At 43.4% G+C, this 23,765-nt stretch carries 20 protein-coding genes and 2 tRNA genes; 4 read left to right on the top strand and 18 right to left on the bottom strand.

Annotated features, from left to right (window positions below):
• Position 1: 1 nt before the first annotated feature.
• Positions 2-83, bottom strand: a tRNA-Tyr gene (locus L4D20_RS22060).
• Between the two features lie 94 nt (positions 84-177).
• Positions 178-262, bottom strand: a tRNA-Tyr gene (locus tag L4D20_RS22065).
• A gap of 290 nt (positions 263-552) precedes the next feature.
• Between L4D20_RS22065 and L4D20_RS22070 the strand changes: the two genes are divergently transcribed.
• On the top strand, positions 553-1,611 hold the full coding sequence (locus L4D20_RS22070) for an efflux RND transporter periplasmic adaptor subunit (RefSeq protein WP_428803739.1): 1,059 nt from the start codon (positions 553-555) through the stop codon (positions 1,609-1,611).
• Entirely contained in the window at positions 1,611-4,721 is a 3,111-nt protein-coding gene (locus tag L4D20_RS22075) for a multidrug efflux RND transporter permease subunit (RefSeq protein ID WP_428803740.1), read from the top strand. Before L4D20_RS22070 ends, L4D20_RS22075 begins: the two co-directional genes overlap by 1 nt.
• Before the next feature lie 94 nt (positions 4,722-4,815).
• Here the strand turns inward: L4D20_RS22075 and L4D20_RS22080 are convergent, their stop codons facing one another.
• Entirely contained in the window at positions 4,816-5,415 is a 600-nt protein-coding gene (locus tag L4D20_RS22080; protein ID WP_428803741.1) for a YitT family protein, read from the bottom strand.
• 348 nt (positions 5,416-5,763) lie between these two features.
• Between L4D20_RS22080 and glyA the strand changes: the two genes are divergently transcribed.
• Positions 5,764-7,014 (top strand): serine hydroxymethyltransferase, encoded by a 1,251-nt coding sequence (glyA, locus tag L4D20_RS22085; RefSeq protein ID WP_428803742.1) that lies wholly within the window; start codon positions 5,764-5,766, stop codon positions 7,012-7,014.
• Between the two features lie 218 nt (positions 7,015-7,232).
• Here glyA and L4D20_RS22090 read toward each other — a convergent pair whose 3' ends face one another.
• From L4D20_RS22090 to leuS, 13 genes are all read right to left on the bottom strand, one after another.
• The gene (locus L4D20_RS22090; protein ID WP_428803743.1) at positions 7,233-7,559 is read right to left on the bottom strand and encodes a hypothetical protein; all 327 of its coding nucleotides are present in this window, start codon (positions 7,557-7,559) and stop codon (positions 7,233-7,235) included.
• Between the two features lie 205 nt (positions 7,560-7,764).
• Positions 7,765-8,730, bottom strand: a complete 966-nt coding sequence (gene lipA, locus L4D20_RS22095) for a lipoyl synthase (RefSeq protein WP_428803744.1) — start codon at positions 8,728-8,730, stop codon at positions 7,765-7,767.
• Between the two features lie 6 nt (positions 8,731-8,736).
• On the bottom strand, positions 8,737-9,390 hold the full coding sequence (gene lipB, locus L4D20_RS22100) for a lipoyl(octanoyl) transferase LipB (RefSeq protein ID WP_428803745.1): 654 nt from the start codon (positions 9,388-9,390) through the stop codon (positions 8,737-8,739).
• Between the two features lie 175 nt (positions 9,391-9,565).
• Positions 9,566-9,844 (bottom strand): DUF493 family protein YbeD, encoded by a 279-nt coding sequence (gene ybeD / locus L4D20_RS22105; protein ID WP_428803815.1) that lies wholly within the window; start codon positions 9,842-9,844, stop codon positions 9,566-9,568.
• Between the two features lie 151 nt (positions 9,845-9,995).
• Entirely contained in the window at positions 9,996-11,174 is a 1,179-nt protein-coding gene (locus L4D20_RS22110) for a serine hydrolase (RefSeq protein ID WP_428803746.1), read from the bottom strand.
• Between the two features lie 95 nt (positions 11,175-11,269).
• Positions 11,270-12,055 carry a septal ring lytic transglycosylase RlpA family protein gene (locus tag L4D20_RS22115; RefSeq protein ID WP_428803816.1) on the bottom strand — a complete coding sequence of 262 codons (786 nt, stop codon included), beginning with the start codon at positions 12,053-12,055 and terminating at the stop codon, positions 11,270-11,272.
• An 18-nt stretch (positions 12,056-12,073) separates the two neighbouring features.
• Positions 12,074-13,195, bottom strand: a complete 1,122-nt coding sequence (rodA, locus tag L4D20_RS22120; protein WP_428803747.1) for a rod shape-determining protein RodA — start codon at positions 13,193-13,195, stop codon at positions 12,074-12,076.
• Positions 13,195-15,081 (bottom strand): penicillin-binding protein 2, encoded by a 1,887-nt coding sequence (gene mrdA, locus L4D20_RS22125; protein ID WP_428803748.1) that lies wholly within the window; start codon positions 15,079-15,081, stop codon positions 13,195-13,197. Before mrdA ends, rodA begins: the two co-directional genes overlap by 1 nt.
• 112 nt (positions 15,082-15,193) lie before the next feature.
• A complete protein-coding gene (gene rlmH, locus L4D20_RS22130) occupies positions 15,194-15,664 on the bottom strand; it encodes a 23S rRNA (pseudouridine(1915)-N(3))-methyltransferase RlmH (protein ID WP_295904781.1) in 471 nt (156 codons plus the stop codon).
• Positions 15,665-15,667: 3 nt separating this feature from the next.
• Positions 15,668-15,985: a ribosome silencing factor gene (gene rsfS, locus L4D20_RS22135; protein ID WP_428803749.1), complete on the bottom strand. Its 318-nt coding sequence runs from the start codon at positions 15,983-15,985 to the stop codon at positions 15,668-15,670.
• A gap of 58 nt (positions 15,986-16,043) precedes the next feature.
• On the bottom strand, positions 16,044-17,069 hold the full coding sequence (holA, locus tag L4D20_RS22140; RefSeq protein ID WP_428803750.1) for a DNA polymerase III subunit delta: 1,026 nt from the start codon (positions 17,067-17,069) through the stop codon (positions 16,044-16,046).
• Between the two features lie 9 nt (positions 17,070-17,078).
• On the bottom strand, positions 17,079-17,768 hold the full coding sequence (locus L4D20_RS22145) for an LPS-assembly lipoprotein LptE (RefSeq protein WP_428803751.1): 690 nt from the start codon (positions 17,766-17,768) through the stop codon (positions 17,079-17,081).
• Positions 17,769-17,895: 127 nt separating this feature from the next.
• Complete coding sequence (leuS, locus tag L4D20_RS22150; protein ID WP_428803752.1) at positions 17,896-20,472, bottom strand: leucine--tRNA ligase; 2,577 nt, start codon at positions 20,470-20,472, stop codon at positions 17,896-17,898.
• Positions 20,473-20,592: 120 nt separating this feature from the next.
• On the opposite strand from leuS, the gene L4D20_RS22155 reads away from it, so the two are divergent.
• Entirely contained in the window at positions 20,593-21,063 is a 471-nt protein-coding gene (locus tag L4D20_RS22155) for a zinc ribbon-containing protein (RefSeq protein WP_428803753.1), read from the top strand.
• Positions 21,064-21,182: 119 nt separating this feature from the next.
• On the opposite strand, the gene lnt is transcribed toward L4D20_RS22155, so the two are convergent.
• Together lnt and corC are read right to left on the bottom strand one after the other, a co-directional pair.
• A complete protein-coding gene (lnt, locus tag L4D20_RS22160) occupies positions 21,183-22,715 on the bottom strand; it encodes an apolipoprotein N-acyltransferase (protein ID WP_428803754.1) in 1,533 nt (510 codons plus the stop codon).
• Positions 22,716-22,759: 44 nt separating this feature from the next.
• Positions 22,760-23,659, bottom strand: a complete 900-nt coding sequence (gene corC, locus L4D20_RS22165) for a CNNM family magnesium/cobalt transport protein CorC (protein ID WP_428803755.1) — start codon at positions 23,657-23,659, stop codon at positions 22,760-22,762.
• Positions 23,660-23,765: the final 106 nt, after the last annotated feature.

Here is a 23,765-nt window from a genome sequence, read left to right on the forward strand (position 1 = left end):
GTGGGGGGGGACGGATTCGAACCATCGAAGGCGGAGCCGGCAGATTTACAGTCTGCTCCCTTTGGCCACTCGGGAACCCCCCCAGGGGYTTTATGCTTTCACAAGCAAAACTCAGAATGTTTTCCCAACACGTTTTCTAAGTTGTTCTCACCGCTAATTAAAGCGTYGAGAGTTRTATGGTGGGGGGGGACGGATTCGAACCATCGAAGGCGGAGCCGGCAGATTTACAGTCTGCTCCCTTTGGCCACTCGGGAACCCCCCCAGGGGGCACTTTTATCACCTTCCTAAGAAGATAAACCTAAGTGATGCTTTCCCAACGCGTCACTCAAGTGCGGAGCGCATCATAGCAAAACCGTAAATGCTGTAAAGAGTTTTCTTGGTATTTTAAATCGAATGCTGACTTTTTGGGCAAAGGTGATAGTAAATAACCATTTTGGTAGAAAGGGAATGCTCTAAACGTTTGGTTTGTTTTCTATTATTTACACTACTTGACGTTATCTATAGTTAGGAAGAGGTACTATATTGAAAGTTCATATTTTGAAGATTTAGAAAATGAAAAATAAAATAATCATAAAGATCTTAGCGTTGTCTATTCTCGTTTCAGCCTCATCGACGCAAGCAAAGAGACCTTCGGGTCCTCAGGCTGTGACGGTCATTACCGAAGAGGTTCAAATTCACCAGATTTCTCAATCATTAACGCTAGTTGGTAAGTTAGAGGCTAAGCAGGCAGTTGTTATCTCACCTGAGGTTGCCGGTAAAGTGACACAAATACCGGTATCAGCGAATCAGAAGGTCAAGCAGGGTCAATTGTTAATTCAGCTAAATGATGACAAGGCAAAGGCTGCTCTTAACGAAGCGCGTGCTTATTTAAACGATGAAAAACGTAAGTTGGCGGAATTTGAACGCTTAGCTAAGCGTAATGCCATTACTCAAACCTCAATCGATGGTCAAAAAGCGAGTGTTGAAATTGCTCAAGCCCGCTTAGATGCGGCTAAAGCGAATCTAAAAGATCTTAATATATCCGCTCCATTCTCCGGCACTATCGGCTTTATTGATTTAAGTCGAGGCGAATTAGTTTCTGCGGGTAGCCAGCTAGTCACTCTCGATGACTTATCTGTGATGCAGTTAGACCTTCATGTACCAGAACGTTACCTTTCTCGCTTAAGTCAGGGTATGAAGGTGGAGATCACGACTTCAGCTTGGGGCAACCAAAGCTTTGAAGGTGAATTGGTTGGTATTGATTCACGTGTGAATATGGAAACACTTAATTTGCGCGTTAGAGTTCATTTTCAAAACCCTGAAACTCTTCTTAAACCTGGCATGTTAGCGTCTGCAAGTATGGCCTTCCCAGTAATAGAAGCGCCCATTATTCCGGCGCAAGCATTGGAATACTCAGGTACTAAGCGCTTTGTCTACGTGATTGGCGATGATAATAAAGCTAAACGAACGGAAGTGGTCCTTGCCGAGCGTGTCGAGAATCAAGTGGTTATTGCAGAGGGCGTAGAGATTGGCGAGAAGATCGTTGTTCAAGGGATTGTTAACATGCGTGATGGTGTGTCGGTAAAAGAGCTGAATATTGAAGAGAGTGCATTGGAAAAGGAAACTAACTAATGTTGTTATCTGATATATCGGTGAAACGCCCCGTAGCAGCATTAGTGCTTAGTATGCTGCTATGTGTCTTTGGCATCGTATCATTCTCTAAGTTGGCCGTAAGAGAGATGCCCGACATTGAGTATCCGGTCGTTTCAATTAATACGACTTATAAAGGGGCATCTGCAACCATTGTAGAGAGCCAAATCACCACAGTCTTAGAGGACCAACTCTCAGGCATTAGTGGTATTGACGAGATTGTTTCTACAACGCGAAATGGCTTTTCTCGTATCACCATCACCTTTGATCTCGGTTATGACCTAAATTCAGGCATCAGTGATGTTCGAGATGCGGTAGCAAGAGCTCAGCGTTCACTGCCCGATGAAGCCGATGACCCACTGGTATATAAAAATAATGGCTCTGGTGAACCGTCCATATATATTAATCTAAGCTCATCTGAGATGGACCGTACTCAGCTCACCGATTACGCTGAGCGTGTGCTAATAGACAGGTTCAGTCTTATCTCAGGCGTGAGTTCATCGAATTTATCGGGTGGCTTGTACAAGGTTATGTACGTCAAACTTAAACCCGAAGTAATGGCTGGCCGAGGTGTTAGTGCTGGGGATATTACCTCTGCACTACGTCGAGAGAATATCGAGAGCCCAGGCGGTGAAGTGAGAAATGACTCAATTACCATGTCTGTTCGCACGGTTCGCGCCTACAGTAAAGCAGAAGATTTCGAATATTTGGTGGTCAAGAGAGCCAGTGATAACTCCCCAATTTATCTAAAAGATGTTGCTGATGTGTACCTTGGCGCTCGAAATGAAAACGCCTCATTTAAAGCCAATGGTGTGGTTAACTTGAGCATTGGTATTGTTCCTCAATCGGATGCCAATCCACTTGATGTGGCAAAGCTAGTTCGCAAAGAGGTGGACGATATTCAACAGTTCTTGCCTAAAGCGACAAATTTGGTGATTGATTATGATGCGACGATTTTCATTGAACGCTCTATAACTGAGGTTTACACCACGCTGTTTATTACTGGCGGCTTGGTAGTGCTGATCCTGTATATCTTCATTGGGCAAGCTAGAGCAACGCTTATCCCAGCGATTACCGTTCCCATCTCATTGATATCGTCATTTATAGCGGCGTACTATTTTGGTTTCTCAATCAACCTTATCACGTTGATGGCACTGATCCTTTCGATTGGTCTGGTGGTGGATGATGCTATCGTCGTGATTGAAAATATCTATCACCATATTGAACAGGGAGAGACACCACTGCTTGCCGCCTATAAAGGAGCAAGAGAGGTAGGCTTTGCGGTTGTCGCGACGACAATGGTTCTTGTGATGGTTTTCTTGCCGATTTCATTTATGGACGGCATGGTAGGGCTATTGTTTACTGAGTTCTCGGTACTGCTTGCGATGTCGGTGATCTTCTCATCTCTGATCGCTTTAACCTTGACCCCAGTATTAGGTAGTAAGATTCTAAAAGCCAATGTGAAGCCAACGCGCTTTACTCTATTGGTTAATCGCGTATTCGCTTTCTTAGAGAGTAAATACCGTGGTTTATTGCAATATGTCATCCGATTTAGGTGGCTCGCACCCATTGTTATTGTTGCTTGTTTGGGAGGCAGCTTTGCCTTGATGAAGCAAGTGCCTGCACAACTTGCTCCAACCGAAGATAGAGGGGTGATATTTGCCTTTGTTCGTGGAGCAGATGCAACCAGTTACAACCGAATGTCAGCCAACATGGACATCGTGGAAGAGCGTTTAATGCCACTTCTAGAAGAGAACTACCTTAAATCATTTAGCGCAGAAACCCCGGCTTTTGGTGGCAATGCCGGTGACCAAACGGGCTTTGTTGTCATGGTATTAGAAGATTGGAATGAGCGTGATGTGACTGCGACAGAAGCGCTTGCTAAGGTGAGAAAGGCACTGTCGGGCATTCCTGATGTGCGTATTTTCCCATTCATGCCGGGCTTTAGAGGCGGTTCAAGTGAGCCTGTTCAATTTGTACTGGGTGGCGCTGATTACGAAGAGCTGCAACAGTGGGCGAATAAGCTCAAAGATCTGGCTGAAGACTCACCAATGATGAACGGCACCAACATCAACTTCTCAGAGAAAACCCCTGAACTGGTGGTGAATGTTGATAAGCAGCGAGCCGCAGAGCTTGGCATTAGTGTTTCAGAAATATCTGAGACTCTAGAGATCATGCTTGGTGGGAAAACTGAAACGACCTTTGTTGAGCGTGGTGAAGAGTACGATGTCTACCTTCGTGGCGATGAAAATAACTTCAACAATGCAGCAGATCTTAGCCAGATCTATCTACGTACTAATCAAGGCGAGTTGATTACGCTTGATACCGTCACCAGTATTGAAGAAGTCGCATCATCAATCCGTCTATCCCACTACAACAAGCAGAAGTCGATCACATTGACGGCCAACGTTGAGGATGGTTACACACTCGGTGATGCACTAAATTTCTTGGATGAAAAAGCGATCGAGTTGCTACCGTCTGATGTTTCAGTGAGCTACTCGGGTGAGTCAAAAGACTATAAAGAGAATCAATCGAGCACATTGATTGTTTTTGGTTTGGCGATGTTGGTGGCGTATTTAGTTCTAGCCGCTCAGTTTGAGAGTTTCATAAATCCAATGGTGGTGATGTTTACCGTACCTATGGGAATTTTTGGTGGATTCTTGGGGTTGGTTGTTATGTCTCAAGGGCTCAATATCTATAGTCAGATCGGTATGATCATGCTGATCGGCATGGTAACCAAAAATGGCATATTAATTGTCGAGTTTGCCAACCAACTGCGTGACCGAGGTGTTGAGTTTGAAAAGGCAATTGTTGATGCATCGGCACGTCGTCTACGTCCAATCATGATGACAGCATTTACCACGCTTGCAGGTGCTATTCCATTGATACTATCGACAGGTGCAGGTTACGAAAGCCGTGTGGCTGTTGGTACGGTGATTTTCTTTGGTATGGGCTTTGCCACACTGGTGACACTGTTTGTGATTCCTGCGATGTACCGCCTGATTTCAATCACAACACATTCACCGGGCCATGTAGAAGCAGAGCTAAATAAAGCGCTGCAACATGATGTAAAAGCGCGTAGTGCTCATTAATTAAATTTGTCCGCTTGATAGGACTGTAGATACAAAAATGGCTCGCGAATATGCGAGCCATTTTTGTTGGGAATCTTGTTAAAACGATTTCGTTTTAACCGTAAGTCACAGTATAGCGGGTCGGCTTGTGATTCATTGCCAATACGACATTCAATGCTACCGCACCTAATAAAGACAGACCAATCACCATTGGCGATACAAAGAAAACGGACGTGAACAAAATAGCCATATCGATGACCATCTGAGTTTTACCTACTGAAATACCAAATCGGTCTTGGATCACCAAGCACAGTACGTTGAAACCTCCAAGGCTTGAGCGATGTCTAAATAGAATTAGCATACCCAGCCCCATAAGAATCCCGCCTGCGACAGCGCAGTAGACTTCACTGATTGTATCTAGGGTAATAACTAGATAGAGGTGGTCAGCAAAAACAGATACCAGAGCACCGGAAATAGCACTATTAAACGCAAAGCGTTTACCGAATCGTTGCCATGCTAATAGATAGAAAGGGCAATTGATTAGGAAGTACAAAGTACCAAAAGAGATCGAGACAACTTGGCTAAGTAGCAATGCAAGGCCTGTCGTCCCGCCAGTCAGTAAATGTGCGGATTGCAGAAAGAAAACGCCCTGAGCGACTAAAAATGTGCCGGTGAGAATAGCGATCCAATCTTCTTTACGTGAGTGTTTTTCCATCAACTTGATTTTCTTCAGGGATATAATGGGGCGAATAGTAGAGAAAAGATGATCTTTTCGGTAGATAGAGAGGGTAAATTAGGGTAAACCTATGTAATTAACGTTTTACAGGGTGTAAAACAGAAATTTGACACTAACTCGGCTGATATACGAGGTTAGTCGCGCAAGCATGATAAACCTTGTAGGCCATTATGAATAAACTGCATGATAAAAAATGATTTTACTCTTTATGATATAGATCAAATTATGTAGAATGCTTTTCATCAATTCGACCTACGTAAACGTTTGCGCATGGTCGTTATGTGCTTTTTTTGAAACTTTCAGTACTATCTGAGTCAGGAGATACAGATGCTAACACGTGACATGAATATTGCAGATTATGATGCAGACCTATTTGAAGCGATCCAAGAGGAAACGGTTCGCCAAGAAGAACATATTGAGCTTATCGCTTCAGAAAACTACACAAGCCCACGTGTAATGGAAGCACAAGGTTCTCAACTTACCAATAAATACGCTGAAGGTTACCCAGGTAAGCGTTACTACGGTGGTTGTGAGTATGTTGATAAGGTAGAGACATTAGCAATTAATCGTGCATGTGAGCTATTTGGCGCAGAGTACGCAAACGTGCAGCCTCACTCTGGTTCTCAAGCAAACAACGCTGTTTACATGGCACTGCTTAAGCCTGGTGATAAAGTTCTAGGTATGAGTCTTGCTCACGGTGGTCACCTAACTCACGGTTCACCAGTTAACTTCTCAGGTAAGCTTTACGATATCATCCCTTACGGTATCGATGAGAAAGGCCAAATCAATTACGAAGAGATGGAAGCTCTAGCGGTTGAACATAAGCCTAAGATGATCATCGGTGGTTTCTCTGCTTACTCTCAAATTTGTGATTGGGCGCGCATGCGTGAAATCGCTGACAAAGTTGGTGCATATTTCTTCGTTGATATGGCTCACGTTGCTGGTCTGATTGCTGCAGGTGTTTACCCAAACCCAGTACCGCACGCTCACGTTGTAACAACAACAACACACAAAACGCTAGCGGGTCCTCGTGGTGGTCTAATCCTTTCTTGTGAAGGTGAAGATCTGTACAAGAAGCTAAACTCTGCTGTATTCCCTGGTGGACAAGGTGGTCCTCTAATGCACGTTATCGCTGGTAAAGCAGTAGCGTTCAAAGAAGCACTTGAGCCTGAGTTCAAAGAGTACCAAGCACGCGTTGTTGCTAATGCAAAAGCGATGGTTGCCGGTTTCCTAGATCGTGGTTACAACATAGTTTCAGGTTCAACTGAAAACCACCTGTTCCTTGTTGACCTAATCGACAAAGATATTACAGGTAAAGAAGCCGATGCAGCACTGGGTTCAGCTAACATTACTGTAAACAAAAACTCAGTACCAAACGACCCACGTAGCCCGTTTGTAACGTCAGGTATCCGTGTAGGTTCTCCTTCAATTACTCGTCGTGGTTTCACTGAAGCTGATGCTAAAGAGCTAGCTGGCTGGATGTGTGACATTCTAGACAACATTGGTGATGAGTCTGTTGTTGAAGCAACGAAAGCAAAGGTACTCGAAATTTGTAAGCGTCTACCTGTTTACGCATAATTTCGTTCTAAACGATTCTATTTCTGTGTCAAAGGTGCTCATTTACTAGCGTAAACTCCGCGCCTTTTCCTTGAACTAGATTCGTTTAGTTAGAAACCTGAATTGAAGAGCTTCCAATTAGGAGGCTCTTTTTGTATGTGATGGATATAGAAAGACCAGCTCTTAGTTGAGAGCTGGTCTTTATTTTTTGTGATAAAGAGGAGGCTAATCGCTACTCTTTATTTAGAGATGCTCAGCAATGTGCCTGATTTGCACTGGAACGAGTAATATTTACGGCTTTCATTGAACTTGCCAAGGCCTTCACCATCACAGTAGTCGATATTGATATCACGCATGACTTCGAGTGTTTTTTCTGAAGTAAGAGCAAATTTAGAACCGTCTGAACAGACGATACGGACACGGCCATCATCACTGACTGAATAGATATCAACCTCGGTATTACAAAGCTCGAAAGAGGCTTCTCTAAAGTTATCTTGCTTAGTGTTTGAAGCGCAACCGGCAGTAACAGCAGCGATCACAAGTGCTAATAATCCAAATCTATTCATGATTGTTCCTCGACTATCACAACGGATAGGTAAATGTTATTCCTTAAGTTTCTTAAGCCTATCTATTTAATGGAAGAGTTTCAATCTTGAAGCTGATTAATTTAACGATTAGGCAATAGCTAGCTAGGAAAAGCTGAGACAAAAAAGCCGATGAAATCATCGGCTAGTTTGGGTTTGTTTTGGACGGAAGGTTAACCTGAAATGGTTATTTAACTTCCTTTCCTTGTGCTTGCATATCAGCATGGTAAGACGATCTTACAAATGGGCCACAAGCCGCATGAGTAAAGCCTAGCTCCAAAGCGATTTCTTTAAGCTCATCAAATTCTGCAGGCGGAACATAACGTTCAACGGGTAAGTGGTGACGGCTAGGTGCTAGATATTGGCCTAACGTCAGCATAGTAACGCCGTGTTCACGCAAGTCTTTCAGTACTTGAACGATCTCTTCTTTGGTTTCACCAAGCCCCATCATAACCCCTGATTTTGTTGGGATCTCTGGGTGTTGCTGTTTGAATTTCTGAAGAAGTTGTAGTGACCATTTATAGTTTGCACCCGGACGAGCCTTACGATAAAGGCGTGGTGCAGTCTCTAAGTTGTGGTTGAATACATCGGGTGGATTGTCTTTTAGCAGCTCAAGAGCAATATCCATTCGGCCACGGAAGTCAGGAACTAACGTCTCAATATGGATGTCTGGGTTTTGCTCTCGAATGGCTTTATTACAATCAGCAAAGTGCTTAGCACCACCATCACGAAGGTCATCTCGATCCACTGACGTAACAACAACATATCGAAGCTTCATATCTTTGATAGTTTGAGCCAGTTTCTGTGGTTCATCATTTTCAACAGCGAGTGGACGACCATGGCCAACATCGCAAAATGGACAGCGACGAGTACAGATGGCACCCAAAATCATAAAAGTAGCAGTACCGTGGTTAAAGCATTCAGCAAGGTTAGGGCAAGAGGCTTCTTCACATACCGAGCTAAGATTGTTTTTACGTAAGGCAGATTTAATATCTTGAATACGCTTGCTATCAGAAGGGAGTTTGATCTTCATCCATTCTGGTTTACGTAGAATCTCTTTTTGCTCACTTGGCATGTTCTTAACTGGAATTAATGCCATTTTATCAGCGTCTCTGTACTTAACGCCTTTTTCCATTTGAATTGGTTTGCTCATGCTTTACTACTTCTCGTTAAGGGCTTTAGTGCAAAATTCGACATGCTCATAGTCTAGTAATGCTACGAGTTCTTCTATTAGTTGTTGTTCGACTACTTGTAACTGTTTCGGGCCGCCTAATTGGCTAACCTGAGCCATTTCCATCCCTTGATAACCGCAAGGATTAATACGCAGAAACGGTGATAAGTCCATATCAACATTAAGCGCTAATCCATGAAAAGAGCAGCCTCGACGGATTCTTAATCCTAGTGAGCAGATCTTTTTATTGTCTACGTAGACACCCGGAGCATCGGGCCTAGCCGAGGCATCGATATTGTATGCTTTGAGTGTGTTTATTACGAGATTCTCAATGTGTGTAACGAGATCTCGCACACCTAATTTCTTACGTCTTAGGTTAATAAGAAAGTAAGCCACAAGTTGGCCGGGGCCGTGATAAGTTACTTGCCCACCACGATCACTTTGAACAACAGGAATATCACCGGCTGCTAGGATATGTTCGGCTTTGCCTGCTTGACCTTGGGTGAACACTGGGTTGTGTTCAACGAGCCAAATTTCATCGCTACTTTCATCGGTTCGATTGTCGGTAAACTCATGCATCGCTTGCCATACCGGTTGGTAATCTTGGCGACCAAGTTGTTTTACGACCAATTGATTTCGCATTCCGCTTTCCGTAGTGATTTATAAAGTTATCGCATTATAAACACATTCACTAGTTTGAACTACATATTGATAACGACAAATTAACTGAGTGAAGGTGATACTTTATTATCCGATTGATAAATAACAAAAAAGCAGCCTAGGCTGCTTTCAATATTTTTTTAAAGTTTAAACTTTATTATAGCACCATACGAACGATATCGATTTCACCTAACTCTTTGTATAGAATTTCAACCTGCTCGATAGAGGTTGCAGTGATGTTTATCGATACTGAATTATAAGTGCCTTTAGCGCTTGGTTTCACAGCAGGGCTGTAGTCACCTGGAGCATGGCGTTGAATGACTTCTAATACTAACTCTGGTAATTCAGGTTTAGCGTAACCCATCACTTTAAAAGTGAAAGAACATGGGAATTCAAGCAAGTCTTTTAGCTTTGCATCTGAATTAATGTTCATAATTATGGCGACTCCAAGTTTAAATAGCTTTTAGGGAACGCATATTACTGCCAATTGGTAGTGATCTCAAGGCCGGTAGCATTGCGCATAAAACGAAAAAAGCCGCTACAACACATAGGTGTAAGCGGCTTTTGATTGTAAGTTTAGGTTATATTTAGAATAAACCTTTAAATAGTAATACGAGGTAATCCCAAAGGCGGCTAAATAGACTGCCTTGATTAACATCTTCCAATGCTAAAAGTGGGTATTCAGCAACATCATCACCGTCTAGCTGGTAGAACAGCTTTCCAACTACGTCACCTTTGCTGATTGGAGCTTCAAGCTCACTTTCAAGAACAAAGCTTGCTGTCAGGTTTTTGGCTTGACCACGAGGTAGAGTAACAAACGTGTCGACATCAACACCCAGTGCTACTTTATCTTTGTCACCCATCCAGATCTTTTCTTCAACGAAGGTTTCACCTGCAGTGTGTGGTGCAACTGTTTCAAAGAATCTGAAGCCATAACTTAGTAGTTTTTTGCTTTCAGTTTTACGAGCATTGGCATTTTTTGTGCCCATAACAACCGCAACCAAACGCATTTTTCCTTCGGTTGCTGAGCTTACTAAGCTGTAACCTGCGTTACTCGTATGGCCGGTCTTAATACCGTCAACGTTCATACTCTTATCCCATAACAAACCATTACGGTTATATTGGGTGATGCCGTTGTAGGTGTATTTCTTCTCTGAGTAAATACGGTATTCATCAGGAACATCACGGATAAGTGCTGAACCTAAAAGCGCCATATCATACGGAGTTGAGTAGAGGCTAGAGTTATCTAAACCGTGCACGTTGCCAAAGTGTGTATTAGTCATTCCGATAGAGCTTGCCCAAGCGTTCATCAGATCAACAAAGGCATCTTCAGAACCTGCAATATGCTCAGCCATTGCAACACAAGCATCGTTACCTGATTGAATAATAATGCCGCGATTTAGATCTTCAACAGTGACCGTTGTACCGACTTCGATAAACATCTTTGAAGAGTCAGGGAAGTTTTTCGCCCAAGCATTTTCACTAATAGTTACTTCATCTTTAAGCGATATATTACCGCTTTCAAGTTCCTGACCAATGACGTAACTGGTCATCATTTTAGTTAGGCTTGCAGGAGATAACTTAGTATTCATCTCTTTTTCAGCAAGAACTTTTCCTGAGTGAAAATCAAGAAGCACGAAACCCTTTGCCGCAATTTGAGGCGCGTCAGGAACAACTATTGGGTTTGCAGTAGCAGAAGTCGCTACGACGGAAGAAAGAGCAATCGAGCATGTAAGAATGGTATTACGTAGTGATATTTTTTTCATGATGAATACAAAATTTCTATTTTAACTGTCCGTATCTTAACAGAAACCATCTTTCACACCAGTGTCGCGTGTAAGACAGTGATTATGAAGCCGGATTACTGAGAGGCTGCGTGTTTTTTTATGAACGCAGAGGTATATCCGAGCACCTTAACTTGCTCTAGAGTTTTCTGAGTCAGAGCATAGTCATTAAATGGACCTAAGAATACGCGATGCATTGATTTGTTTGATTCAAGAAAGCTGTCGACAGACAATTTACTTGCAAGCTCATTGGACAGATCGACCGAGCGATCATGATGCTTTGAGGTAGCAACTTGGACGACATAATTAGGCAAAGCATTCTGTTTATGCGCTGATTCTGGTCGTTCAACCGTAATGACTTCAATTTTTACATTGGCAGTCCCGGTATTTACGACTTCAAGCTTATACGCTGCGGCATAGCTTAAATCGATAATTCGACCATCATGGAAAGGGCCGCGGTCATTAACACGAACAACCGTTGTCTTACCATTATCAGTGTTGGTGACTTTAACGTAACTTGGGATTGGCAGCGTTTTATGGGCCGCCGTCATGGAGTACATGTCATAGATCTCGCCATTTGAGGTGAGGTGTCCATGAAACTTTTTGCCATACCATGACGCCTTCCCTTTTTCTTTAAAGCCCTTTGTATCTCTGACTATCTCGTAGTGGTTTCCACGCAGTGTATAATTGCTATTGCCACCTAGGCTGTAAGGCTCATATTGGGGAACAGCATCTTCAATATGCTCGACCGAAATTGGTTTTTGGGGTGCTACATCATTGTCGATACTATAACGACTTGATGAAGAGCAGCCAGCAAGAAGGATACTGATGGCTGCGAATACGATTAACTGTTTCTGGTTCATTAGCTTCTTGATCATTAACTATGTTGCCTTTGAGAATGCATTTCGGTGTGTATGGATAGACATCAACATGCCAAAGCCTGCCATTAGGGTCACCATGGAGGTACCACCATAACTGATTAGAGGCAGAGGAACGCCAACGACAGGTAAAATTCCACTTACCATGCCGATATTTACAAAAACATAAACGAAGAAGCTAAGAGTGATACTTCCTGCCATCATGCGGCCAAAGGAGGTTTGAGCTTGGCTTGCTAGGTATAAGCCGCGGCCCATGATAAACAGATATATGGTTAATAGTGCCAAAATACCTATCATTCCCCACTCTTCAGCAATTACGGCAAAAATAAAATCGGTATGGCGTTCTGGCAAAAACTCTAGTTGAGATTGAGTGCCTTGTAGCCAGCCTTTGCCTGAAATACCTCCAGAACCGATCGCTATCTTACTTTGTATGATGTGGTAGCCAGCACCCAAAGGATCGGACTCGGGGTTAAAAAGGGTCCTTACGCGCACTTTTTGATATTCACGCATTAAGAAAAACCATAAAACTGGGGCAAAAGCACTAACACACACACCCGCAGCGAAGATTATCTTCCAACTGATACCAGCTAAGAAAATAACGAAAATCCCTGAAGCGGCGATTAGAATTGAAGTCCCAAGGTCGGGTTGTTTTGCAATTAATATCGTGGGTACAAACAACATAACCAAAGATATAACGATAGTTTTAAAGCTTGGTGGTAGTGATCGCTTACCTATATAGCTTGCTATCATTAAAGGAACGGCAAGCTTTAGAAGCTCTGAAGGTTGAAAGCGGATAAAACCGAGGTTTAGCCAGCGTTGAGCACCCTTTGAGGACTCACCGAAAAAGAGCACTCCAAACAGTAACACAAGCCCGCAAAAAAAGAGAAAGGGGGCAAGGGATTCATAGGTTCGCGGGGATATCTGAGCAAGTACCACCATGACGCCAAGCGCCAACGCCATGCGCATTGCTTGTCTATCCATCATGGCATAGCTTTGACCACTGGCGCTATACATTACGACGAGGCCAAAGGCCATTAATACCAAGATGCCAAGTAGTAATGGTAGATCGATGTGAAACCTTTGGAAAAAGGCTCGATTTTGCCCTGTTGCAGGATCAAAATTCATTATTCTGTTTCCTTTTGATCGCCAATGATGGCGTGGTCAAAAATACGTCTAACAACTGGGCCACCATTACTTGAACCACCACCTGCATTTTCAAGAACGACTGTAACCACAAACTCAGGGTTGTCGTATGGGGCAAAGCCTGTGTAAAGGGCGTGATCTCGAAGGTGCTCTTCTAATTCGTCAGCGTTATATTCTTGGTCTTCAGCAAGACCAAACACTTGCGCAGTACCGGATTTTCCGGCGGTGACATAGTCCATATTTCTAAAGGCTCGGCGCGCGGTGCCTCGTGTCCCGTGATTAACTAAGCGCATTCCATCTGTCGCAATGTTCCAATAGCGTTCTGGTACACCGGTAATTGGGGGGTAAGTTTCAAAATCTTCAAGTTGCTGAAGGTCGAACTGCTCACCATTATCGATTGTTGCACGAAGTAGGTGAGGGGCGGTCACTTCACCATGATTGATTAATACCGAAGTTGCCTTCGCTATTTGCATTGGTGTTGCTGTCCAATAACCTTGACCAATTCCGACGGGAATGGTGTCACCTTGATACCAAGGAGTGCGGTGGCGAGCCATCTTCCAATCACGAGTTGGCATGTTTGCTTTACTTTCTTCATGGATATCAATGCCGGTATATTCTCCAAACCCGAACATTGCCATCCAACTAGAAAGTCGGTCGATCCCCATGTCATAAGCAATTTGGTAGTAAAATGTATCAACAGATTCTTCAATAGACTTGGTTATATCGACGACACCGTGTCCCCATCGCAACCAGTCTCTAAAGGGACGAGTTTTAGAGTTCGGGATCTTCCAGTACCCAGGATCATTACGTGTTGTCTTAGTTGTGACAACGCCTTCTTGCAAAGCTGCTACTGCGATAAAAGGTTTAACAGTTGATGCTGGTGGGTAGATCCCAAGTGTTGCTCTGTTGACCAGTGGGCGGTTATTGTTTGTAAGTAATGCGTTGTATGCCTTGCTCGAGATACCGTGAACAAAGGCATTAGGGTCGTAACTAGGGCTAGAAACCATGGCCAGCACGCCATTATCTTTCGGGTCTAAAACAATGGCTGATCCACGGCGACCATCAAGTAAATCATGAACATAGAGCTGTAAATTAATATCGAGGTTTAAAACGATGTCTTTACCCGGAACTGGCGGGACATACTTCAACGTACGGATGATTCGCCCACGGCTGTTTACTTCGACTTCTTGGTAGCCTGCGAGCCCATGTAATTTATCTTCGTAGAAACGTTCGATGCCTAATTTACCAATATCACGCGTCGCTTGATAATTTGAGGCTTTCTCTTCTCTGACTAATCTTTTTATATCGCGATCGTTGATGCGAGATACGTAACCGATCACGTGTGTGAGCGCTTTACCATAAGGGTAAAAACGTTTTAAGTTAGCGGTGACAGAGACGCCAGGGTATTTATGTTGATTGACTGAAAACTTGGCTACTTGCTCTTGAGAGAGCTGAGTTAATATAGGCACGGAGTTGAAACGGCGAGTTTGTCGTCTTTCTCGATTGAATGCTTCAATGCGCTCAGGTGTGATTTCCGGTAAAAGAAGCTGCAGCTGAGCAATCGTGTCAGTGAGGTCTTCAACTTTCTCTAACGTGATCTCTAAATTAAAAACAGGTCGATTTTCTGCTAGTAAAATACCGCTGCGATCATAAATGAGCCCACGGTTTGGCGCGATAGGCACCACTTTGATTCGATTATCATTGGATCGAGTTTTGTAGTCTTGAAATTGATTAACTTGAATGTTGTATAGATTAGCGAGCAAAACGCACATCAGCAGGACAATACCTACAAATGAGACAAGAGCACGGCTTTTAAATAGCTGTGCTTCTGCATGGTGATCTCTTATTTGGCTACGCTTACGCAACATTAGTCTTATTCTCGATAATAGCAGCACAGTCGATATTAGCTGTACATGCGATAAAAACAGTACATCTGTTAAAGACGGTACTGTCGATAATCATGGTGTTGTGGTTATGAAGTTACTCTCGATGATAAGGATGGTTAGCGGTAATGCTCCACGCTCTATACAGACTTTCAGCCATTAATACACGGACTAAAGGGTGAGGGAGAGTTAAAGGGGAGAGAGACCAACTCTGCTCTGCTGCTGCTTTACATGCTGGTGCTAACCCTTCAGGTCCACCAATTAATATAGAGACATCACGCGCATCGAGCTTCCACGCTTCTAGCTGTTGAGAAAGCTGCTCGGTATCCCAGCGCTTTCCTGGAATATCTAGAGTAACAATCCGATTGCCCTTTGGTACAGCCGCAAGCATTGCTTCACCCTCTTTTTGTAGGATGCGTGCAATATCTGCATTTTTTCCACGTTTGCCGGCGGTTATTTCAATTAACTCAAGTGGCATATCGTGTGGGAAGCGTCGGCGATACTCTTGAAAGCCTTCTTCGACCCATTTCGGCATTTTTGTCCCAACGGCAATCAGCTGTATTTTCACAAATTAGCCCCAGAGTTTTTCTAGTTGGTATAGATCGCGGTGCTCTTCTTGCATCACATGCAACATAGTAGACCCCATATCAACAACGACCCATTCACCTTCTTTCTCGCCATCCATTCCAAGCGTTTCTAAGCCTGCAAGTTTAACTTGATTTGCGACATGCCCAGCAATAGAGGCTACATGGGTTTTTGATGTACCAGTACAGATGATCATGTAGTCGGTAATACTTGATTTACCTTGTACATCGATAGTTTTAATGTTCAGTGCTTTCATGTCATCTGCTTTATCAGCAAGAAAATTATTTAGTTCTTCGCGTAACAAAAGATCATCCTCAAAGGTAGTGATAGGTATTTTTTCGACCGAGCAGTATAGCACGCTTTTAATGGCAGACCGCTAGATTGATAGAAGGCTGACATATCTCTAAGCTTAACTGATGCAATGTTGGCCAAGGTGAGGTCTCATATTGAGTCTTGGTCAAAATCTCACACTGTGCAAGAAGTCTCAACCTTTGCTGTAAACTTGAAATGGGCATTCTTGATAGTGCGCTATTATAAAGCGGGCGCTTAGACTGCCAGATACGATGCTTGTCGAACACTTGACCTGCCGGTGCTGTTTTGAGTTCGAGTTGCAACTTTAATAACAACATCAACTCTTTTTGAACGGAACGTATTAAAATAACGGGCTCGACTGTTTCTGCTTCGAGTTGTCGTAGAATTCGTTGCGCACGTTTTGCTTTGCCTGCAAGAAGGGCGTCTACCCAATGAAATGGTGTGAAATGGTTGTGGCGGCTTAACGACTCTTCCAAACGAATAAGAGTAAGTTGACCGTCTGGATAGATAAGCGCCAGTTTTTCTAAGCTTTGAGATAGGGCAAAAAGGTTACCTTCATGCCACTGTGCAAGCATTTGTCTCGCTTCAATGTCAGCGACTAAACCTAGAGCTTGGCATCGAGCCTGAACAAATTGTGGCAACCGTTGTATATCCGGCGTTAAGCAGCTTACCCAACAGCCTTGCGTATTATAAGTTTTGAACCATTTTGCGTTCTCTTGAGCTTTGGTTAGCTTGCTTCCAATAATAATCAAAAGAATATCAGAATGAAGGGATGATGCTAGCTCAACGAGCTCTTTAGAGTGCGAAGCGCTGACGCCTGCTTCAGGGACTTCAATCTCGATGACCTGTCGACTGGAAAATAGGCTGAGTGCGTGGCAACAGTCATGAACATCATTCCAGTTGAGGCTATTATCAAGCGTAAAGCGGTGATGTTCATCAAAGCCTTCAGACTGAGCCTTAGTTCTGATCGCCTTGTGAGACTCTTGAATCAGTAATGGTTCATTACCAAACAGCAAATAGACAGAATGAAGTTGTCTATTAAGTTGGTCGGCTAATTTGTCTGCATAGATCCGCATTGATAAAACCTACTGCTCGGTATTGGTGTCAGTATCAATTTCGATATTTTCTTCGAACTCAAGAGTTGCTTCCTCGGTTACAACTTTTTTGTCATCAAGAGTTTGCAGCTGACGATTAAATACTTCAGTAATACATTCATCTTCGTAAGTTTTGCTGTTTGGAACAAATTGCTCTTCAAGACAGCGCTCATGAAGCTCAATATCAGCTCTTAAACGAGCCATTTGGCGAATAATTTGAGTTGATGCAAGCTTACGCATTTCATCTTCAATCATGTCACGTTCAACTGATTTTGCTAATGCAGTTAACGGGTTATCGAGGTAGCTACGAGTGACACTGGTTGAAAAAGTTTTCTCGCCGACTTCAGGAATAGTGACTCGGTATGAAGCATAAAATGTGAGCTCTATTTCAGCGGCACGAGTATTTTGGTAAAGAGAAAGTGTACGCTCCCCAACACCTTCACCTAGCAAGTGGATATTTGGTGTATCTTCACTTGGAGTTACTAGCTCAACATCGTTAAGGCGGAATTGGTTTTTAACTACACGTGTGAAGGTGCTGTATTGATCATAACTGGTGACAGAAATGGTTGATAGCTCTTCTGGTACGGAGTAGTCGCCTCTTAATTGAAATCCACAAGCGGAAAGAAGGCTCGCGGTTAATACGATACAAGCGAGTTTAAATGAGTTAGAAGTCAGGCGCATTTGTAGGAGGCTCTCATTAATTAAAAAACTTATCTAATTGCTCGTGTTTCGTAAGACGAATCGAGCGATTAGATAAGTAAGCAGAGTGAGTGAACACCCTGCTTGTTTTATATAGTTTTCGACTAAATTAGTTAGCAACGATATTTAGAAGCTTACCTGGTACGTAAATCACTTTACGGATAGTTAAACCATCTAAGAATTTAATTGCATTCTCATCGTTCAGACCAAGCTCTTTCACTGCTTCTTCTGTAATATCAGCGGCAACCTGAAGTTTCGCACGAAGTTTACCATTGATCATCACAACAATAGTTTTCTCGTCTTCAACTAAGGCTTTCTCATCGAATGTTGGCCATGTTGCTGAATCTACATTTGATTCACCAAGAGCCATCCACATTTCGTAAGAGATATGCGGTGTCATCGGGTAAAGCATACGAACAACGGCTTTCAGTGCTTCATCAAGAATTGCACGGTCTTGTGCATTAGCTTGAGGCGCTTTCGCTAGTTTGTTCATTAGCTCCATGATGGCAGCGATTGCCGTGTTGAAGGTCTGACGGCGGTCAATATCATCCGTCACTTTCGCGATAGTCTTATGAACATCACGACGAAGTGCTTTTTGGTCGCCAGACAGTGAAGCAACATCTACAGATTCAGCCGCACCTTTTGAAGAGTGTGCATGAACCAGTTTCCAAACACGTTTCAGGAAGCGGTTAGCACCTTCAACGCCTGACTCTTGCCACTCAAGTGTCATATCCGCAGGGGATGCAAACATCATAAATAGACGAACGGTATCCGCGCCGTATTTATCAACCATCTGTTGTGGATCGATACCGTTGTTTTTCGACTTAGACATTTTAATCATGCCTGAGTGCGCAACGTTACGACCTTGGTTGTCTACTGCTTTTTCAATTCGACCTTTACCATCACGTTCGATTTCAACATCTGTTGGAGCAATCCACTCCTTAGTGCCTTTGTCGTTTTCGTGGTAGAACGCATCTGCCAGTACCATGCCTTGGCAAAGTAGCTTCTTGTATGGTTCGTCAGACGTTACGTAACCTGCGTCACGTAATAATTTGTGGAAGAATCGAGAGTAAAGCAAGTGCATACATGCGTGCTCGATACCGCCAATATATTGGTCAACAGGTAGCCAGTAGTTTGCTTTTTCTGGGTCTAGAATATCATCAGCTTGTGGAGAACAGTAACGAGCGTAGTACCAAGATGATTCCATGAAGGTATCAAATGTGTCGGTTTCACGTAGTGCAGGCTCACCGTTGAACGTCGTTTCTGCCCAAGATTTATCTGCTTTGATTGGGCTTGTAACGCCATCCATCACAACATCTTCAGGAAGAATAACTGGAAGTTGATCTGCTGGTACTGGGTGAACTTGACCGTCTTCCGTTGTGACCATTGGGATTGGAGCACCCCAATAGCGCTGACGAGATACGCCCCAGTCACGTAGACGGAAATTGACTGTTTTCTTGCCTTTGCCGTCTGCTTCTAATTTCGCTGAAATAGCATCGAATGCAGCTTGGAATTCAAGACCGTCGAACTCACCAGAATCAAACAATACGCCTTTCTCAGTATAAGCCGCTTCAGAAATGTCTAGTTCAGAACCATCTTGTGGTTTGATTACTGGAATGATGTCGATACCGTATTTCGTTGCAAATTCGTAGTCACGTTGATCGTGAGCAGGAACCGCCATTACCGCACCTGTGCCGTAATCCATAAGAACGAAGTTAGCGACGTAAACAGGAACAACGCGACCGTTAAGAGGGTGGATAGCCGTTAGGCCGGTATCCATACCTTTTTTTTCCATTGTTGCTAATTCAGCTTCTGCAACTTTGGTGTTGCGACACTCTTCAACGAATGCTGCAAGCTCAGCGTTGTTCTCAGAAGCTTTCTCTGCAAGAGGGTGACCAGCAGCGATACCTACGTAAGATACGCCCATTAGCGTATCAGGACGCGTGGTGTACACTTCTAGAGGCGCTTCTTCACCGTTAACGGCGAAAGATAGCTCAACACCTTCAGAGCGACCAATCCAGTTGCGTTGCATGGTTTTCACCATTTCAGGCCAACCGTCAAGATTGTCTAGGTCATCAAGTAGCTCTTGAGCGTACTCAGTGATCTTAATGAACCACTGTGGAATCTTTTTTTGCTCTACTGGTGTATCACAACGCCAGCAGCAGCCGTCTTCTACTTGCTCATTAGCAAGTACAGTTTGGTCATTTGGACACCAGTTAACAGAAGAGGTCTTTTTGTAAACTAAGCCTTTCTCGTAAAGCTTAGTGAAGAACTCTTGTTCCCAACGGTAGTACTCAGGGGTACATGTCGCGAATTCACGGCTCCAATCGTAACCAAAGCCTAAAAGTTTAAGCTGGTTTTTCATGTATTCGATATTTTCATATGTCCACGGCGCAGGAGCAGTGTTGTTCTTCACTGCTGCATTCTCTGCTGGTAGGCCAAATGCATCCCAACCGATTGGTTGCATTACATTTTTACCCTGTAGGCGCTGAAAACGAGAAACCACATCACCGATGGTGTAGTTGCGCACGTGACCCATGTGCAGTCGACCACTTGGGTAAGGGAACATGGAGAGACAGTAGAATTTTTCTTTATTTGGGTCTTCACTTACAACAAAGGTCTTGTTGTTGTCCCAGTGCTGCTGAACTTTTTGTTCAATATCTTGCGGGTTATATTGCTCTTGCATCGATGATATCCGGTTATCTTGGAATTTGTGAGTTCGGTTAGAACAGATACGAGTAGATCGACATAGAATACCTAAAGGAGCGAAGTACAACAATAGCCAATCTGCTTGAAGGGGTCTGTTATGCCAAAACATAAAGCTGGTTACGAAGAGATGTTCGAAGAAGTTGTCGATACATTGAAAAGTAGCCCTGAAGAAATTAACCATGTTTTTGAAACGTCGGCTAAGGTAGTCAGTGCTGCTAACGACATGACTAAAGATGAATTATCCTTGATCTCTGCTTATCTAAAGTACGATTTTAAGGAGTTTGCTGACAACTATGAAGAGAGCAAGGGCAGCCCATTTTCACTAATGATCTCAGATTCGATTTGGCAAGGGCTACTAGATATTACGGACCGAACTAAAGTTGAATGGGTGGAGTTATTTCAAGATCTTGACCATCAAGGGCTGTATCAAGCTGGGGATATGATAGGACTTGGGATACTAGTGTGTGATGAGTGTGGGCACAAGGTGCAGTACAACCACCCGACAACGGTTATTTCATGTACAAAGTGTGGTCATACAGGATTTAGTCGCCAAGCATTAAAACCTTAGCTTTTAAACTCCGAGTGTTTCAATGCAGTTAGTCGATGCCTTACTTTGAGTTTTAAATAGTAAGGCACCGACAATACTGTGTATCGTCAGTGCCTTATTTTCAATATTCCATTTATGAATTAACTTTCGTTACGAGTGCTCAATTTACGCGCAGTGATTCCTGCCAGAACTAAACTGACTAAAACCCAAATATACAACGGCCACGTTCCAAGGTTTCGATACGGAGTTTGACCAGAGGTAGAGTGCATAGTGGCTTTTAGAACGACTGTTTCAAATTGTTCAACCTGTTCAATGATATTACCTTTGTAATCAGTTACTGCAGTGACACCATTATTGGTTGAACGTATTAGCGGCTTGCCCAGTTCACGGGCTCGCATTCTCGCTATTTCCATGTGCTGTAAAGGTCCAATTGAATCGCCAAACCAAGCATCGTTAGAAAGAGTCAGAATAAAGTCGGTGTCATCGGTGATGTTTTGTCTGACCTGCTCGTTGAAAATAATCTCATAACAGAGCGCTGGAGCCATGTGGCGGCCATTTGCAACAATATTTGGCTGAACAAAGTCTCCTCTACTGAATGAAGACATAGGCAGATTGAAAAACGGTGCTAATGGTCTGAGTATACTTTCAAAAGGAACGAACTCACCAAACGGCAATAGATGATGCTTGTGGTATCGCTCACTTGGGTCATAGCTGTATTCTCCGTACGGTGTCGCACCAATGGCAAGTACACTGTTATAGAAATCGTTATTATCACCCTTGTTAACGACACCAGTGATAATTGCACTTTGATTTTGTTTTGCCGACTCGTCTAGGTTTCGTAGAAACGATGGAATTTCAAATTCAAAAGCAGGGATTGCCGCTTCAGGCCAAATGATGACGTCAGCGTCCCAGTTTTCACGACTATAATCGACGTACTTCATAATGGTTGGCCAACGTTGACTCGGCAGCCATTTACTCGCTTGATCTACATTTCCTTGGATCAGTGCGACTTTCGTTGTTTGATCTGGATTTGGAACAACCCAATCTACATTTCTAAGTCCAAAACCCGAGAATAAAACCACAGTCGGAATCAGTAATATTGACCATGAGCGCTTTAAAATAGCAAACGCAAATGCTGCCGAAGATAGAATAAGCAGTAAGGTGATAAGTTCAACGCCACCGATCGGTGCAAAGTTTGCCAGTGGGGAGTCTATTTGACTGTAGCCAAGCCATAACCACGGAAACCCAGTCATTACCCAGCCTCTGAGCCAATCAGTAATTAGCCATAACGCGGGTGCAGCTAGAAAGAAGCGATGCAGACTAGCTACAGGAAAAAATCGATTCATTGCCCAAGAAAAAAGCCCGCTATAGAGTGCCAAATAGCCAATGAGCAGTGCCATTAATGCAATACCCGCTATTTTAGGCATTCCTCCGAAGACATCTATGCTGATGTGAACCCAGCTAATTCCTGTTGCAAAAAGGCCGATCCCCCAAGCGTAACCAATGAAAAAGCCACGCTTTGGTGATTGCCCCTGAAGCAGCAATAAAAGTAGTAGAGGGCTAACAATGGCCAGTGGCCAAATTTGATAAGGGGCGAATGAAAGGGTTGTTAAAGCGCCAACAAAAACGGCCCCTAAAGGCCGTATTAGGCGATGAATAATCTGGTTAGTCATCTATTGTTTTCTCGGTAAAGCTTTTGCGAAAATATAAAGTAAGTTTACTCTTCCATCGGTTGAGGAAGTGGTTCTTCATCGGGAACGGTAACTTGTAATTGCAGTACGCGACGATTATCAGCGGCTGCTACTTTAAAGGTGTAGTGGTCAATTTCAACCACTTCTCCGCGCGATGGCAAGTGACCTAAAGTGCTCATAACAAGTCCTCCAACGGTATCCACTTCATCATCACTGAAGCTTGTTTGGAAGGTATCGTTAAACTCTTCGATTGTTGTTAGCGCTTTGACAGCAAACGTGTGTTTACTCAGCTTACGAATTTCGACTTCTTCTTCATCATCAAACTCGTCTTCAATTTCACCAACGATCTCTTCTAAAATGTCTTCGATCGTTACCAAGCCAGAGACGCCTCCAAACTCATCAACGACAATCGCCATATGATAACGTTCTTCACGGAACTCTTTAAGCAAACGATCAACACGTTTACTCTCAGGAACAACAACTGCTGGGCGAATAACTTGCTCGATAGTAAAAGGAGCGCTGCCGGAGCCTAAGTATTTTAATAAGTCTTTGGCGAGCAGAATACCTTCAACATGATCTTTATCTTCGCTGATCACTGGGTATCGAGAGTGTGCTGCATCCGTGATGAGGGTTATGAGCGCATCAAGATCATCGCTTTTATCCACGGTGACCATCTGCGAACGAGGTATCATGATGTCACGAACTCGCATTTCAGATATTTCCATAACACCTTCGAGCATATCGCGCGTGTCATGGTCAATTAAATCATTTTCTTCAGAGTCTCGAATTACATCAACCAGTTCTTGACGATCTTTGGGCTCTGCTTGAAAAAGTTGTCCAATACGTCCTAAAAAGGACTTTCTACTCGGACCTTCAGCCTTTTCTTTTTTACCTTCCGGCGAAGGGGGAGGATTCTCTTCGTTCATTGTTTCTCATATCTATAACGCTATCAAAAGTGTGATAGCACACATGATGCCTGCGAAATTTAGCGCACTCGAAGGCATATATTAATAACTATGTTTAGTTTTTAGC

The organism is Vibrio kyushuensis (assembly GCF_050337325.1).
Classification (GTDB): Bacteria; Pseudomonadota; Gammaproteobacteria; order Enterobacterales; family Vibrionaceae; genus Vibrio; species Vibrio kyushuensis.